We start from the raw sequence: 16,395 nt of genomic DNA on the forward strand, positions 1-16,395 counted from the left end.
ACCGTGACGGGACGTCATGCGGTTCTTGCAATGGCGATTGGGGCTCTGTTTTTCGCGTGTGCGGCACCTCTTCCAGCTCATGCCGAGCAGGGTGTCACGGTCAAAACCGATATTGTCTACAAGACCGTTGACGGCCAGGACCTGATGCTCGACGCCTACCTTCCGACAAACGCGGGTACATGCCCGGGTGTCGTGCTCATTCACGGCGGGGCGTGGCGGGCGGGGGACAAGTCAAGCTACCGCGCCTGGGGAATTGCCTATGCCCAGTTGGGCGTCGCTGCCTTTTCGATCAATTATCGGCTTTCTCAGGTGGCAAAATATCCAGCGGCCGTGGAAGACTGCCTGGATGCCATTCGCTGGTTGCGAAGTCATGCGGAGGAATTCCACCTGGATCGGGACAGGTTGGGCGTCGAGGGCGGATCGGCCGGGGGACATCTGGCCTTAATGGTGGCATTCATGGAGCCGGATTCTTCCGCTGTTGACTCGCATGGTCAGCCGTTGAAAAACTGGGTGCGATGTGCGGTGTCCTTTGCCGGGCCGACCGATTTGTCGGATGCCGAATCCATCGAAGCAAGCACCGAAAAACAAAGTCTTGTGGCGTTTCTCGGGTGTACCCTCAGGGAGTGTCCGGAGCGTCACCGAGAAGCGTCCCCGATCACCTATGTCTCGCCCGATGATCCTCCCGTCCTGCTTGTGCACGGCACAGCGGACCGAGTGGTGCCGTTCAAGCAGGCGCAGCTTCTTGAAAAGGCTTTGAAGAACGCGGGCGTCCCGGTGGAGGTTCTGGCACTGGAAGGTTGCGGTCACGACTTCGGCTGTCTCGATCGAGAAGGTCGCAACAAGCTCCTGGAAAAGACTCGCCGGTTTATGCTCCATCATCTTGGGGTGGAATGATCACCCGTCGAAACAGGACGTGCCCAACTCCACTGAAAATAAAAGGACCGTTTGCGGTCATCACCGCATCCATTTGGCTTGGTTTTTCCACAGTGCCCCTCCAACGCCCGGCAAGAAAATTTCCCCGGCCGGGGCTCTGAAGAATGTGGCAGGGCAGCAGATTGGCCCCGGTGAATACAATGGGGCGCGGACGGGCGGCATCCTTGTTCTGGTTTTTCTCGGTTTTCGGTCACCAGTCGAACTTTGCGAGAATTCATGACAGTGAACCACGCCCCATTTTCAATCCTCATGCTGCGGCCATCGGCGGAGTTCACCCTCAAATCCAACCGCACGCGCCGTCGGCTTCAGCAGGAACTGGTGCACAATCTCACGGACGCACTGGAAAGTCATGGGCTGACGTACCGCATTTCCGGAGCATGGAATACCTATTTTGTCGAGACAACCGCTCCAGGACAGGCTGCCGAAGTCCTGTGCCGCGTCGCAGGGATCGGGTCGATTGTACCCATCGAAAGGGTTAGTCAGGCGGAGCTGGACGAGATCGTCCGCCTGGGCGTGGAAGCCTTCGCCGAACTAGTGCGGGGAAAACGGTTTGCCGTGCGGGCGCGACGGACGGGAAATCATCCCTTTCGCTCCCGGGATGTGGAAGTGGCCCTGGGTGCCGAGCTGCGGCCATTTGCACTTAAAGTGGACCTGACCCAACCCGAGATCACCGTCCACGTTGATATCCAGGAGGACAGGGCTTTTCTCTATGCGGAGACGCTCCGCGGCCTTGGCGGATTGCCAATCGGCAGTCAGGGAAAAGCCCTCGTACTGATCTCAGGGGGTTTCGACTCGGCGGTGGCTGCCTGGCTGATCATGCGCCGCGGTGCGGCGGTCGATTACGTGTTCTGCAATCTGGGCGGAAAAGCCTACGAGCGAGCCGTGGTTCAGGTGGCCAAGGTCCTTTCCGACAACTGGAGTTACGGCACGCATCCACGATTCTACTCGGTCGAGTTCACCGACGTCGTCATCGAAATGCGGCAAAAGACGCGGTCTTCGTACTGGCAGATCGTTCTCAAACGGCTGATGTATCAAGCGGGGGCCCTGGTCGCCCGACGAAGCGGAGCGGTGGCCCTGGTGACGGGCGAGTCGATCGGTCAGGTCTCCTCACAGACGCTGAAGAACCTGGCGGCGATCGAGGCGGGTAGCGAGTTGCCGGTCTTACGACCCTTGCTCACCTACGATAAGGAGGAGATCATCCATCTGGCCCGGCGGATCGGAACGGCCACTCTATCGGAACGTGTGCGGGAATACTGTGCCCTCACGCCGGACCATCCAGTAACGGGGGCGTCCTCGGAGACGCTCGATCGGGAGATGGCGAAAATCGATCTCGCCGTGCTGCACCAGGCAGTGGAGCGGGTGGAGGAGTACGATTTGCGCAGCCTTTCCGCCTCGGAGGTGGTCCTCCCGTATCTGTTCACGGAGACCGTTCCTGATGGGGCCGAGGTCATCGACTGCCAGCCCGAGACTGCGTATCGGCAATGGCATTATCCAGGTGCCCGGCATGTGGATCCCTGGGATCTACTCAAGCAATTCAGCCAATTGGACCGAAATCGGGTGTATGTACTTTACTGCCCGCAGGGGCTGCAAACGGCTTACGTGGCGGAAGTCATGCAGCGGGCAGGTTACGAAGCCTATTCCTTCAAGGGCGGGACACCGGCTCTCAAAGCCTATTGCGAGAACCACCCGCCAGTGGCGGTGAGAGCTTCAGGCGAAGCTTGCGAAGAGCCCTGAAGGTCGGACGGACACAACACCCGCAGGGTCGCGCTCGCGCTGCCCGGTGAGGCGAAATGGATCATCCGGCGCTAATAAGCGGACCTGACGAGCAGGTCCCTCCGAAAATCGGAGGGGCACGCTTGTCGTGCCCGGTGTCACTTGGCCAGGAGAGGTCATAAGCCCGGGTAGGGGCAATTCATGAATTGCCCCTATCGGTGAGCGATTGTCGTGCCCAGTGAGAAATGGGGTTGGATTATCCAGCGTGGAGCAACGGACCTGACAAGCAGGTCCCTCCGGGCCATTCGGAGGGGCACGCTTGTCATGCCCGGGGAAACCTTCAAAAGCCGGGCAAGTTGGGAGAGCACGGCAACCTGATGCCACGCCGAACGGCACTCGGGCGAGCGAAAACCCTTGCCGGGTTCTCTGAGAAAAATCGTCGGCACACCGGGTAAGATGTTCCGTTGGGAAACAGCGTCCCTAATCTGGGAAGGGCGGGGAGTCGGATAAATAGGGAATAAGCTTGGGCAAACCGGTGCGGGCAAGGGCAGAACGAGGGGCAGGGTGCTTGTGAAAATTGGCGAGCATGAGACGGACATTTTGCGTAGGGAAATGTGTATAGCTCGCGGAGGCTGAGAAGGCAAGCGAAGGTCCCGGCTTTTTGCGGCTTTTGCGAGCGGAGCACGGTCAGGGAGGAGCGAGAATTTCGATTTTAACGCTGGACATCGGCCAGTTTTTGTGTAGAATTGAGCGACGGGCCCCATTGCGAACCCAGCCTTGGTCTCAGAGGCACGCGGGTCAACTCAATTTATAACCAGTCCCGCCTTAAAGAACATTTGGGGCACGGCCGTTCCAGTGCTGATGTGGAATCGTGTTGGCGAGAACGCGATTCGGGACCAGAACTCATGGGAGGCTAAGCCCCGCTCATCCGGATGCTGATCTGCTCCGACTGCTGCCGGGAGGTGCGCGCGGAGTGTGTGTGCCTGCGGGGAGTGCGGGGAATCCATCGATTCGAGTGATCCAAGAATGAGGGTCCCTCAGCCAGTGTTCCATCAGCAGTGGCAACGGCGCATCATCCCTTCCCGGCGATTGCATGAGAACACCTTCGCCGTAGCTCCCTGTTCGCCGGGTTGCACGCGGTGTGTGGTGAGGAGTCAGTCACGTTGTCAGGGTGGTTAGAAAGTAGTTCTGGAGGAGTCATGGCCTTGTACGAAGCCGATCACCTGTTTGACGATCTGGAATTGCGCCCAATGGAGGATGAAGAGGAGCTTGAGCTCCACGAGGGGGCACTGTTGGAAATGGCTGAGTCGTACGCGCCGGACGAGGAGGACCTCGAAGATGAGGATGAACTGAACGAGGAGGCCTGTCGGGCAGCGGCCGAGGCCGACGAGGACGACGAAGAGGCCCCGCTCACCGCCGAGGAAGAGGAGTCCTGGTCCGACGATCCCGTCCGCATGTACCTCACCCAGATGGGAGAGATCCCGCTCCTCACACGGCAGCAGGAAATCGCCCTGGCCAAGAAAATCGAGATCACCCGCGCTAAGTTCCGCCGCAAACTCATGGAGTGTGACTATGTCCTGCAACAGGCAGTGCGGACATTTGTGCGGGTGGACGAGGGCAAACTGCCCTTCGATCGGACGGTTCAGGTCTCGGTGACGGACCATCTGGAAAAGCAGCAGATCCTCGGCCGATTGCCCCACAATCTCAAGACGCTCCAGGCCATCCTGAAGCGGAATCGCCGGGATTATCTCACGGCCCTGAGCAAGTCCAAGCCCATGGAAGAGCGGCGAGCGGCCTGGCGGCGATTGGGTCGATCCCGGCGGCGGGCAGTTCGCCTCGCCGAAGAACTCGGTCTGCGCACCCAGCGGCTGGAGCCGATGATCAAGGCCCTCGAAGAGTTCAGTCGTCGGGTCGATGAGTTGAAGGCCCGCATCACGGAGCACGTCAAGGCCGGCCGTCCCTACAAGGAACGGGAACCGTGGATCAAGGAATACCGCGATATTCTCCGCCTCACCCAGGAAACCCCAACCAGTCTGCGGAACCGCGTGGCCTATGTGAAAAAGGTCTACGCCGAATATATGGAGGCCAAGCAGGAGCTGTCGAAGGGCAACCTCCGGTTGGTGGTGTCCATCGCCAAGAAATACCGCAACCGGGGACTCAGCTTCCTGGACCTGATTCAGGAAGGGAATGCCGGTTTGATGCGGGCGGTGGACAAATTCGAGTATCGCCGGGGCTTCAAGTTCTGCACGTACGCCACGTGGTGGATTCGGCAGGCGATCACCCGGGCGGTCGCCGATCAAAGCCGCACGATTCGCATCCCGGTCCACATGGCCGAGACGATGAGCCGCGTCCGTAACGTTTCCCGCAAGCTCTATCAGGACCTCGGTCATGAACCGACACTGGAAGAAATGGCGGCGGCGGCCGACGCCAAGGCCGAGGAAACCCGGCGCGTCCTCACCATGAACCGGTATCCGATCAGTCTCGATCGGCCGGTTGGTAACAGCGAGGACAGCCATTTCGGCGATCTCCTCCCGGATACCTCCGCGGAGAACCCGCTCGACGGGGCCACCCTGGATATGCTCCGCGAAAAGATCAATAAAGTGCTCAAGACACTGAGCTACCGCGAGCGGGAAATCATCAAACTCCGTTACGGCCTGGGGGACGGCTACTGCTACACCTTGGAGGAAGTCGGTCACATCTTCAAGGTGACCCGCGAACGAATCCGCCAGATTGAAGCGAAGGCCGTTCGCAAGCTGCAGCAGCCCTCCCGCAGCCAGGAGCTGGTGGGCTTCCTCGATTGAGGATTTTCCATCTGGGCAAGACGACAGGCGGCCCGTCCGTCGGCATAAAGGCCGGCACGGGCCCTTTCTTATTGGACCGTAGCACTCAGCAATCCGCCCCGCGCCACGATACGGCGAGAAAAAGCGCAGATTCTCCCTCATATGCGGTCGGAACGACTCCTGAAGCGCCCTTGGCTCCGGAGGGACCTGCTTGTCAGGTCCGCCGTTTGACTCCATGGAGTGCGGCGATTTATCGCCGCTTTTCGGTGAAGGCTTTAGCCTTCACCACCTTGGCGTTGATCCGGATGGAAACGGACTACCGGTCGCGGTGGAACCCGATCCTCCAATCCACACAATGGAGGTCCACATAATTGGAGGGACCCGCTTGTCGGGTCGGCATCTTCGGAGGGACGTGCTTGTCACGCCCGCTTCCCCTCGGAGGGACCTGCTTGTCAGGTCCGCCGTTTGAACGTTGGATCATCCATTCGCTTTCGCCGGGGACTGAAGTCCCGCGCCGAAAGCGGGGCTAAAGCCCCGCACTCCATATGGAGTGCGGCGATTCATCGCCGCTTTTTTCGTGAAGGCTTTAGCCTTCACCACCTCCTCTCTATTGACAGCCGCCCCTCACCGGCGACAATGAATCCATCGGTTTTGGCCACACGTTCCGTGCTCTCCGATTGAATTGCATGGACTGGCAAGTCCCCGCACCGGGCCATCCCGCGGCAATATTGCCTGCTGCTTTCGGTAAGATTTCAGAACTGCCAATGGCGTGTCTTGTAGCCCTATCATGATGAACGACGGGAGGATCAGCATGAACGACATGACCCACGGCACGACGCGACGGAACTTCCTCAAGACGACAGGCCAGGTCGCCGCTCTTTCCGCCCTGGCAGGAACAGCCATTCCCGCTGTCCACGCTGCGGAAAACAACACCATCCAGCTCGCTCTCATCGGATGCGGCGGTCGGGGAACAGGGGCCGCTGGCGACGCCATGTCGGTCCAGAAGATTCTGAACGTGCCCATCAAACTGGTGGCCATGGCGGATGTGTTCGAGGACCGCGTCACCCGCAACCACAAGAACCTCAAGGAACGGTTCCCCGATCAGGTTGATGTTCCCGAGGACCGCCTGTTCGTGGGATTCGATGCGTATAAGAAGGCCATGGACTGCCTGCGCCCGGGCGACGTCGCCATTTTTGCCACTCCCCCCGCCTTCCGCTGGGTGCACTTCACCTACGCCATCGAAAAAGGCCTCAATGTGTTTATGGAAAAGCCCGTCACCGTCGATGGTCCCACGTCACGGCGGATGTTCGAGCTCGGCAAAAAATCGGTGGAGAAGAATCTCAAAGTCGGTGTCGGGTTGATGGTGCGTCACTGTCGGGGACGTCAGGAATTGAAGAAGCGAATTGAAGATGGCGAAATCGGGGAAATCCAGTTCCTCCATGCTTATCGGATGGGTGGCCCCGCTGCCAATATCCGCCGCAAACCCGATAACATCAGCGAACTCCGCTACCAGATCCGGCAGTTCCACAGTTTCATCTGGGCCAGCGGCGGCGTGTACAGCGATTTCTACATCCACCAGATCGACGAATGCTCCTGGATGAAGGGCGCCTGGCCTGTCAAGGCCCACGCCCTCGGTGGCCGACATTATCGCGGCGATGCCGTCGATCAGAATTTCGACACTTACTCCGTGGAATACACCTATCCCGACGGAACAAAACTCTTCTACTTTGGCCGACAGATGGCCGGCTGCCACAACGAGTTCGCCAGCTACGGCCACGGGACGAAGGGCTGCTGCATCATCTCCACATCCGCCCACACACCCGGCCGGGTCCGCACGTTCACCGGCCAGGATTTCAGCCAGGACAAACTGATCTGGGCGTTCCCGCAACCGGAACCCAACCCCTACCTGATGGAATGGGTGGACCTCATCGAGGCGATCATCAAGGATCAGCCGTACAACGAGGTGGAGCGCGGCGTCCAGGCCAGCCTGGTAACCACCATGGGCCGCATGGCCGCCCACTTCGGCCGAATCGTGACCTATGAGGAGGCCCTCAATCATCCCCATGAGCTGGCCCCGGATGTCGATAAATTCACCGAGGATTCACCGGCTCCGGTCCAGTTTGATGAAGCAATCGGCATGTATCCGCAGCCGATGCCCGGCATCAAGACCGATCGCGAGTACTGATGCCACATGGCTGCGCTACGCGATCCGTTCCCTCTTTTGCAGGGATCGCCGAGATAACATGATCGCAGGTCGTTGTAGGGGCAATTCATGAATTGCCCCCACCGAAGCGCGAGTGAATTGGGGTTGATCTTCCAAGGTTGACAAGCGGACGTGACAAGCACGTCCCTCCGAATACGGGCCTGACAAGTAGCTCCCTCCGAAGCGTGTTCCACCGAAAAAGGTTTTCCGAAGGTCGGAGGGGCACGCTTGTCGTGCCCGATGTCACATAGACATGTGGCGCCACAATCCCCGGTAGGGGCAATTCATGAATTGCCCCCACCGTTGGTCCGTCCGGGTTGAATTCCGCTTCCACGCGAGCCCGGCTGGATGTTCGCATTCCTCTCGGCTGGGGAAAAGTGGGGACGTGTCAGCACCGCTGTCGGCCGGTGCCCTTGATTCGTGATAAAAGCGGCAAAATGATTCGGCGGGATCTGACCCGTGTGGTTAGGTCCCGTTTTTTATCGCCTCAAAAAAAGAATGGCTGACACATTTGCCGTCAATCCTGGGAACCGGCGGAGAAGGTTGATGTACCGGAAGCATTCCGCCGCGGGGACGAGGCGGTGGTAGAGCCGCGTTCGGTCTTTTCCCGCAACTGGCGGCGGAGTTCCCTGATCTGGGTCCGGTAGCCGAGCCGGTGCAGCCGCCACGCGTGTTCCTTTTCAGCAAGCCGCGCTGCCTGCTCGGCCAGCCTGCGTTTTTGATCGGTCAACTGCTGGGCCAGTTGGTCGAGTTCCTCCCATCGTGCGGCAATGGCGGTTTCCAGGCGGGCCTTTTCCTCGCGAACCTGTTTCAAAAGCTCTTCTGTTTGATGATGGAGTTCGGCAAGTTGCTGTTCCTTGTGCTGCTGCTCTTCCGCTTGTTCCCGCAGAAGAGCCTCGCGCTCTTTGCGAAGGGAAAGGATTTTCTGGGTAATCTCTGCAACTTTGTCCGGATCAACTGCGGCGATCACCTCCCGAGCGGCCAGGTGGTGTTCCAGCGCCGCCAGTTGTTTGGCCTCGATTTCCCGCCGAAGCTGAACGAGTTCTTCATGAAATTGGGCGAGGGTTTGACCGCGACGCCGAATCGCTTCTTTTTGCTCTTCGAGTTCGGCCAGGGCCCGCCGTTGGTCCTCTGCCCACTGACGTCGCCATTGCCGCTCTTCCTGCCGGAAACGTTTACGTGCCTCCCGCAGTTCCTTGAGCAAGGTTCTGGCTTCCTCCAGCAACTGACGTAACTCGGCCTCCTCATAATGGGACGGCCTCTGGCCGGAACCGGGCACAGCCTCAGGCGGTGTCGCCGAGTTCGGCTCCACAAGGACCGCCAGGGCCGTGAGATCCTCTTCTCGCAGACGGACGGAGGCTTCTCGGTGCAGCAGGTCTTTTCTGCGGCGTTCAAGTTCCTCTTCCCGCTCCCGCAGCTCCTGTTCGCGGCGGCGGAGGGTTTCTTCCCATTGCGCGATGAGAGATTCCCGCTGTTGGAGTTGCTCCTCGCGCTCTCCCAGGTCGGCCCGGCGACGGGCAACGGCCGCCGCCTCATCCGCCAAAGCCCGTCGTTTCTCTTCCCATTCCGCGAGACGCTCCGCCAGCAAAAGGCGACTTGCCCGCAGGTCGTTTTCCAATTGGGCGAGCTGCGCGTTCAACCGGGCCTCCCGGCGGTCGAGATCCGCCTGGCGACGCCGCAGATACTCAGCCAGTTGCCGTGCCTGTCGGCGGAGACGCTCCTGCGTGACCGGAATGTCACCTGGCCCTTCGGTTTCCAGAAGAAGGTCCGGAACTGCCCCGGTTCCCGCAGGGGAGGTGTTTTCTTCGGAATGATCGGCCGACTCTTCGACGCGGTTGTGAGTGGCGGAGTTGGGTTCCGGCCCAGACGAATGAGCAGGGTCGATTCGGGCGGAGACCATGAGCTCAGGCCCGACCGGCGTCGCCTCGCTGGCGAGCGATTCCTTCTCTGGAACGGCCGTTCTCTGCTCACTCCTCGGGTCGAACATGCTCAAGTCGCTGTCTCACTGGGAAGCCACGCACCTGCAAAACGTCGGTTACTGCATTTGACCCAAGCGGCAGTTCGAATCGAACCGGACAACTCGGGCTAATCGTTAGAATCGTCAAAGTTTTCCAAAATCTTCGGGTAATCCTGGAAGAAAAGGGGAGTTTTGTGGGCAGTGCAAGCTTTGGTCTGTCTGCAGAGCAATTTTGCGAAGGGAGACCTGTGTCGGATGAAAATGGCAGGTCCAGGGAGACTGTACAACATGGAAAAATTTTTACAAATACCATGGCAAGCGCCTTTGGACTGGCTATGATAGAACAATCACCGGCGGAACTCTTTGCGGTTGGAGACACTGCCGGTTCGTTGTTCCTGGCCTGCACCAGATCGGTATCCTATGCTTTCCTAGACCATTCTTCGGAACCCGGATGCGGAAGACACGTGTGAATAACTCTCATGGCTGCTCGGACGGGGAATCATTCTCCTTTCGTCGCGGCCGAGGTTTCAGTTTGCGTCGTTGACAAGATTGTTTATCCTGAGCGGAGGTTACCCTGCAATGTGTCTCACCGTCAGTCAAGCGCGCGGCATCGTTACAGTGCTCGGAGGAATATGGGCCATCAGCTTCACCGTGATTTTTGCGGCGGCCGCCTCGGGCAGCACGGTTGAAAAACACGACCGTGAGGCCCTCGCACCCGCTGGATCGCACGCTGTTTTCGAAGAGGCCGAGGATCAGGATGAGGAAAAACAAAACAAGGAGGAAAAGCACGAGGCGGAGGAACACAAACCCGCTCCCAAAGCGGAATCTCATGCCCCGGCCCACGCGAAGCAGGCTCCGTCCGGCGAAGCCGCCAAGGCCGAGGGAGAGTCCGGCCAGGCCAGTAAACCTGAACAGGCCCAGCCCGCGCAGCCTCAGGCCAAACCGGCAGAACAGGCGAGACCTGCCCCTGCCGCTCAGGCGCCCGCCCCACCGCGGCCAGAGCGTTATAAAGCGAAACGCGAACTGATCAAGATCGAAAAAACGTACACCGCCACGCTGCAACCGCGCGATCCGGTGGAGATTCGCCTGGATGCCAAAACCTGGTCGAGCTTCCAGGTGAAGGAAGTTGTAGACCACGGACAGGAGGTCCGTCAGGGAGATGTGCTCATCCGATTTGAGACGGAGGACGTCGATCGCGCGATCGCTGACCAGGAACGAACACTCCGCTCCACCGAACAGTCCCTCAAGGATGCTGAGCGACTCCTCGCCCTCATGGAGAAGACTGTTCCCTTCGATTTGGCGACTGTGGAACGCAATCTCAAGATCACCAAAGAAGACACGGAGCGCTATTTCTCCAAAGAGCGCGACCTGTTGATTCGCAACTATGAAATGAATCTCAAGGCCGCTGAATGGTCACTCGAATCCGCCAGGGAAGAACTCCGCCAACTGGAAAAGATGTACAAGGCAGATGATCTGGTTGAAGAAACCGAGGAGTTCATCCTCAAACGGCAGCGCCAGGCTGTCGAACGCGCGGAGTTCTATTATCAGGTGGAGAAGGATCGCTATGAACGGTTCCACACAATGGACCTTGCCCGGCGCGATGAAGACGCCCGCCGGGACCTCGAGCTGGCGTCATTTATAGCTGAGCGGTCCCGCATCAATCTGCCATCGTTGCTTTTCCAGCAGCGGATGACCGTCGAGCAACTCCGCACCGATCTCGAGCGGGCGAAAGACCGGATGGCAAAACTCCGGGCTGATCGTGCCCTGTTTGAAATCAAATCCCCCTGCGATGGCGTTGTCTACTATGGCCAGTTCAATCGTGGAGAATGGTCGGGAGCAAGCACCCTGCAAAGCAAGCTCCGACCGGGTGGCTCGGTCTCCAAGGGAGATGTCATCATGACGGTGGTCCATCTCCCACCGGCCACCGTTCGCTTCAAAATCGGCGAGGAGGACCTGCGGTGGATGGAACCCGGTCGGGAGGGAGTTTTCAAGCCGACAGTTCTCCCTGACCTGGCAATCCCGGCCGCTGTCACAAAGGTTGATCATATCCCTGTCGCCCCCAACCAGTTTGAAGTCCTGGCGGAGCTGGACCTCCCCAAGAAACCTTTGCCGTTGGCTCCGGCCATGGGTGGAAAGGTCCGCTTCTTTGTGTATGTTCGGGAGGATGCCCTGGTCGTTCCGGCGAAGGCCGTGTTCGCGGAAGACCTCGATCCTGAACAGCGGTACGTCTATGTCGTGAAAGGCGACACCCAGGAGAAGCGACCGGTGAAGGTCGGCGAGCAGGTGGGTGACAAAATCGAAATTCTCAGCGGACTCAAAGAGGGTGAGGAAATCCTGCTCGACAAACCTGCAAGCTCGAACTGACAGATCAAGCAGAGTGATCGACTCCTGGACTGCAAGAGCAACTCCGAGGGCCTCAGCCATGCGGTGGCGATTGTTTGTGCTTATGGCCTTATTGGTGGGTGGGGGCCTGCCGGCTTTCAACTGCCGACCGCTCTTTGCCGAAACTCCGCAGACCCCGCCCGGGCCACCGCCGCTGGCCACCGAGGGCCCCAAACCGCCGCCCACTGCGCCGCCGAGTCGCGAGGAGATCGATCGGGCAATTCGCCGCGGAGTCGATTTCCTCCTCCTTCGCCAGAATCGGGACGGCTCCTGGGGATCTCCCCACAACACCAAAGGGCTCAACATTTATGCTCCCGTGCCCGGGGCCCATCAGGCCTTTCGCGCGGCCGTGACGTCACTGTGTGTGGCGGCCCTTATCGATGTCCAGGACCCACGCTCCGAGGTTCAGGAGGCAATCGACCGCGGTGAGGCATGGCTCATCGCGAATCTGCCGAAGGTCCGCCGCGCGACGCCCGATGCGATTTACAACAACTGGGCGCATGCCTACTCCCTCCAGGCTTTGACCCGCTTGATCCGCCGTCACGAGGGCGATCCCGCCAAACAAGCGGTCCTTCGCGAGGTGATGGATACGCAGTTTGATCGGCTCCTCCGCTATGAGTGTGTGGACGGCGGCTGGGCCTACTACGACTTCGATTACGGCACTCAAAAACCCGGCGGATCCACCATCAGCTTTGTAACGGCCACAGTCCTGGTCGCCTTTCACGAAGCCCAGCAGGTGGGGCTCAAGGTGCCCGAAAAACTCATCGACCGTGCGAAAGCCTCCATCCTTCGCCAGCGTAAGCCGGATTACAGCTACTGTTACGGTGAATACCTGAAAATGCGCCCCCTCCATCCGGTCAACATGCCGGCAGGGAGCCTTGGCCGGTCCCAGGCCTGTAATCTGGCCATGCGTTTGTGGGGTGATACCACGGTCACCGATGAAGTCCTCCGCACCTGGCTGGATCGCTTTTTCGCCCGGGATGGCTGGCTCGATCTCGGCCGAAAACGTCCCATCCCCCATGAATCCTTCTTCGCCATCGCGGGATACTTCTTTTACTACGGCCATTACTACGCCTCGCTGTGCATCGGACAACTTCCCGAGTCCGAGCGGCCGGAGTTCTACGGGCGTCTGGCCGCCATTCTGCTTCCTCTTCAGGAAAAAGACGGTTCCTGGTGGGATTTCCCGTTCTACGACTATCATCAGCAATATGGCACGGCGTTCGCGCTGCTGTCACTCGTTCCGTGCCGGGCGAGCGCACCTTCGAAGCCAGCCAGACCGCCGGAGGAGAAAGCTGTCGCCCAGTCGCATCCGCCACTGCGGTGAGCCGTCGAAGCGACTCACGGGCCGGAATTTCCCCCTCTGACTCATAACCACTTTTACTCTAAAAACGGGCAAGTGGCCCGCCACAAGAGTTCGCGCGGGGACAAGGTTCAACCCGGAGGGACCTGCTTGTCAGGTCCGCTTGCTTCGGAGGGACCCGCTTGTCGGGTCCGTCGCGCCACGTTCGATCATCAATTCCCTTTTCCCGGGCACGACAAGCGTGCCCCTCCGACCTTCGGAAAACCTTTTTCGGAGGGACGTGCCTGTCACGTCCGCTTCCCCTTGGAGGGACCCGCTTGTCGGGTCCGTCGCGCCACGCTCGATCATCAATTCCCTTTTCCCGGGCACGACAAGCGTGCCCCTCCGACCCCTCGGAGGGACCCGCTTGTCACGTCCGCTTTTTTAACCTTGGATAATCCACCCCAATTGACTCGCCCTTCGGTAGGGGCAATTCATGAATTGCCCCTCCAAGACATTGTGCCCGTGACATGTCGTGGGTTTTTGCAAAAGTCGGGATGGGTCAGTTTCCCCCTGAGGCCATAAGCCGGTCGATCGTTTCTCGGATGAACACCGACGGCACGATGATCGCCAGGCCCATGCGATGACGAAACTTGCCGCTCTGATAGATGAGCTTGAATTCCTCATCCACAAAGTGCTGCCCGCTGACCAATCCAATGACATAACCAGCCACCGCGCCGGTCTCCTTGTTTTCGCTGGCGAGCGCGAAGACCGGCCCGCCGCTATCCCCTTCAAACGTATTCATGTCCACCAGAAAGCGAGGATTTTCTTTGATCGGCAGTAAAGGATAACTGGCGATGCAGCCCAATCGTGCGATGCCGAACTCTTCCGGATTGCCGTTAAAAATATTGGCATGAGGAAATCCCAAGGCACGCACGATAAGTCCCGGCTCCAGCGGCAGCTTTTCCAGCATCTGTTCCGTTGCCAGACATTCGTAGGGCAGAACCCCCAGGTTGGCATCGCGCTCAAAATCCACCCTGATGACGGCCACATCGGCCGTGGGGTGTTTCTCCCACAGGTCCTTGTTTTCCCGACGCACTGGAACGGTTTGCGGATTTTTCACAATCCGGCCGTCGTCGCCCCGGCGGTGCAAAATGACCGTACATTGGTCCCCCTTCATCGATGAGAACACATGGGCAGCCGAGACGAGCACCCATGGCCCGGAGGGCAGTTCCACGAGAAACCCCGTAGCGGTTGAACCCGGATTGGTGATCTTCACGGTGGCCCAGGTGACCTGCGTGAGAAACCCCGGGGTCTCCGAGGCCTGTTCCGCTCGGAGTTGTGTCGTCACCCCCAACCCGACCACCTGCCAAATCAACCAGAGCACGAATGCCGCGCAATGATGCTGCCTCACGGATGCCGTCTCCTTATCCCGTTATGAACGAGTAATCCAAAAGACCGCCTGGTCATCACGACCGACCAGAAAATCCACAGTGGCCACTCTCGCAGAAATCGGTCGATGGGGAAACTTCCGGTTCCCCAGACGCGCAGCCTCGCGGAGCAAATCTTTCCACCAATTCTCCCGCGCGAGTCCTGCTCTCCCGCCCCAACTCCCTTTCTTTCTGTTGTTGCCAGACTCGGGCAGATGTTGCAAGTTTTCGTCATCCCCGCTATCGCCGCAGGCTACAGCCGATAACAGCCCCCCCACCGATAAATGACTGAACCGTCAGCCACGAGGCAATCAGGGACCGCCCTGAAGCATCCCGTTTTTGTGCAAACGACGAGATGCCGCGGATACAAGCAGTGATAGGGGCAATTCATCAACAGCCCCCACCGGAGTGCGAGTGAATTGGGGTGGATCATCCAGGCGGACCTGACAAGCAGGTCCCTCCGAAGTGAACCGGACCCCACAGGCACGTCCCTCCGAGGGAATTCCGCTGCCACGCAAGTGCGTGTGGATGTTCGCGTTTCTCTGGGCAGAAAATACGATGATGGGGCAGGGGACCACCGCATCACCCGATGCCTTTTCCAATGGCTATGATCCCGTCGGCCGATGAGCGTCTGTTAGAATGGTCAAAAATGGACAAAAAGCACTGCGGTCCATGCAGCCATGCGGGATGATCTGTCGCCTTTCCGTCCTTCACGTTTTTTTCCACCAGCAGAATCGGCCAATCGTTATGGCGTGGTGGCGGTGGGGGGAACTCTCCATCCGGAGGTGCTCCTCGACGCCTATGCCCACGGCATTTTTCCCTGGCCGATCGATGAAGACTCGCCCATTGTTTGGGCCTCGCCGGGCACCCGGGCGATTTTCGAATGGGAACACATCCACATCCCGCATCGCCTGCGACCGATCATCAAGCGTGGCGATTTTCAGATCACGGTGGACCGCGATTTCTCCGCGGTGATCCGCGGCTGTGCCACCGCGAATGGCCGGGCGGGTGCGACCTGGATCACCCCGGCGATGATCGAAGCCTACACGCATCTCCACGAACTCGGCTATGCCCACAGCGTCGAAGCCTGGAAAGCTGACGAGCTGGCAGGCGGCGTGTACGGCGTGGCGCTGCGTGGGCTTTTCGCGGCCGAATCCATGTTCTATCGCATCAGCAATGCCTCCAAGGTCGCGCTGCTGTATCTCCTCGCCCACCTCAAGGCTCGGGGCTACCTCCTTGTGGACATTCAGATGCTCACTCCAGTCACGCAATCGCTGGGGGCGCGCACGATTCGCCGCCGGCAATACCTTTATCGTCTGGCTGAAGCCCTCCGGGCAAACGTCACCTTTGGGACAACCCTGGAGGTGACCGCCGCCGACGTCCTCGCGCTGGACCAGACGTATCGTCCATCTTCAGAACCCAATGCAGGCTGATCGGCCAGCCGAAAAGGTTTCGATACCCCGGACCTCTCTCGCCTTCGCTCCACTCCCGCCTGACATCACCCCTGCCACGCATCAGATGCGCATCAAATGGACATGTTTTGCCTGAAAAGATTCCCTCGTCATGCTTGCAATTAGTCCACTTCGTGTGATATACTGGGCGGCGTCTTAACCAAAACCCCGACGTACCACGTGGGCAGGTCGATCTCGTGCGAACTCATAAGGTACCAGTCTGAAAGGGCTCTCTGACACCCTCTGGTTTTCCCGTCGCAGATCGCC

General features: G+C 59.3%; 10 protein-coding genes. 8 read left to right on the forward strand and 2 right to left on the reverse strand.

All coding sequences use genetic code 11. The features are described from left to right. Window positions 1-3 precede the first annotated feature (3 nt). From THTE_RS01725 to THTE_RS01750, 4 genes are all read left to right on the forward strand, one after another. Window positions 4-894: an alpha/beta hydrolase gene (locus tag THTE_RS01725; RefSeq protein ID WP_157731618.1), complete on the forward strand. Its 891-nt coding sequence runs from the start codon at window positions 4-6 to the stop codon at window positions 892-894. A gap of 255 nt (window positions 895-1,149) precedes the next feature. Beyond that, window positions 1,150-2,667 carry a tRNA uracil 4-sulfurtransferase ThiI gene (gene thiI / locus THTE_RS01735; protein ID WP_095413813.1) on the forward strand — a complete coding sequence of 506 codons (1,518 nt, stop codon included), beginning with the start codon at window positions 1,150-1,152 and terminating at the stop codon, window positions 2,665-2,667. Between the two features lie 1,277 nt (window positions 2,668-3,944). Further along, on the forward strand, window positions 3,945-5,447 hold the full coding sequence (locus tag THTE_RS01745; RefSeq protein WP_420823855.1) for a sigma-70 family RNA polymerase sigma factor: 1,503 nt from the start codon (window positions 3,945-3,947) through the stop codon (window positions 5,445-5,447). Between the two features lie 790 nt (window positions 5,448-6,237). After that, window positions 6,238-7,611, forward strand: coding sequence for a Gfo/Idh/MocA family oxidoreductase (locus tag THTE_RS01750; RefSeq protein WP_095413815.1), 1,374 nt, complete (start codon window positions 6,238-6,240; stop codon window positions 7,609-7,611). A gap of 535 nt (window positions 7,612-8,146) precedes the next feature. On the opposite strand, the gene THTE_RS01755 is transcribed toward THTE_RS01750, so the two are convergent. Next, window positions 8,147-9,616 carry a coiled-coil domain-containing protein gene (locus tag THTE_RS01755; protein ID WP_095413816.1) on the reverse strand — a complete coding sequence of 490 codons (1,470 nt, stop codon included), beginning with the start codon at window positions 9,614-9,616 and terminating at the stop codon, window positions 8,147-8,149. A gap of 549 nt (window positions 9,617-10,165) precedes the next feature. Between THTE_RS01755 and THTE_RS01760 the strand changes: the two genes are divergently transcribed. Both THTE_RS01760 and THTE_RS01765 read left to right on the forward strand, forming a co-directional pair. Continuing rightward, complete coding sequence (locus tag THTE_RS01760; RefSeq protein ID WP_095413817.1) at window positions 10,166-11,950, forward strand: efflux RND transporter periplasmic adaptor subunit; 1,785 nt, start codon at window positions 10,166-10,168, stop codon at window positions 11,948-11,950. 58 nt (window positions 11,951-12,008) lie between these two features. Then, on the forward strand, window positions 12,009-13,292 hold the full coding sequence (locus THTE_RS01765; RefSeq protein ID WP_095413818.1) for a prenyltransferase/squalene oxidase repeat-containing protein: 1,284 nt from the start codon (window positions 12,009-12,011) through the stop codon (window positions 13,290-13,292). A 517-nt stretch (window positions 13,293-13,809) separates the two neighbouring features. On the opposite strand, the gene THTE_RS01775 is transcribed toward THTE_RS01765, so the two are convergent. Continuing rightward, the gene (locus THTE_RS01775) at window positions 13,810-14,661 is read right to left on the reverse strand and encodes a trypsin-like serine protease (protein ID WP_095413820.1); all 852 of its coding nucleotides are present in this window, start codon (window positions 14,659-14,661) and stop codon (window positions 13,810-13,812) included. Between the two features lie 481 nt (window positions 14,662-15,142). Between THTE_RS01775 and THTE_RS18160 the strand changes: the two genes are divergently transcribed. Together THTE_RS18160 and aat are read left to right on the forward strand one after the other, a co-directional pair. Continuing rightward, window positions 15,143-15,304 (forward strand): hypothetical protein, encoded by a 162-nt coding sequence (locus THTE_RS18160; protein ID WP_168175769.1) that lies wholly within the window; start codon window positions 15,143-15,145, stop codon window positions 15,302-15,304. Between the two features lie 53 nt (window positions 15,305-15,357). Beyond that, window positions 15,358-16,110 carry a leucyl/phenylalanyl-tRNA--protein transferase gene (aat, locus tag THTE_RS01780; protein WP_095413821.1) on the forward strand — a complete coding sequence of 251 codons (753 nt, stop codon included), beginning with the start codon at window positions 15,358-15,360 and terminating at the stop codon, window positions 16,108-16,110. Window positions 16,111-16,395 lie beyond the last annotated feature (285 nt).

The organism is Thermogutta terrifontis, assembly GCF_002277955.1.
In the GTDB taxonomy this organism is placed as follows: domain Bacteria; phylum Planctomycetota; class Planctomycetia; order Pirellulales; family Thermoguttaceae; genus Thermogutta; species Thermogutta terrifontis.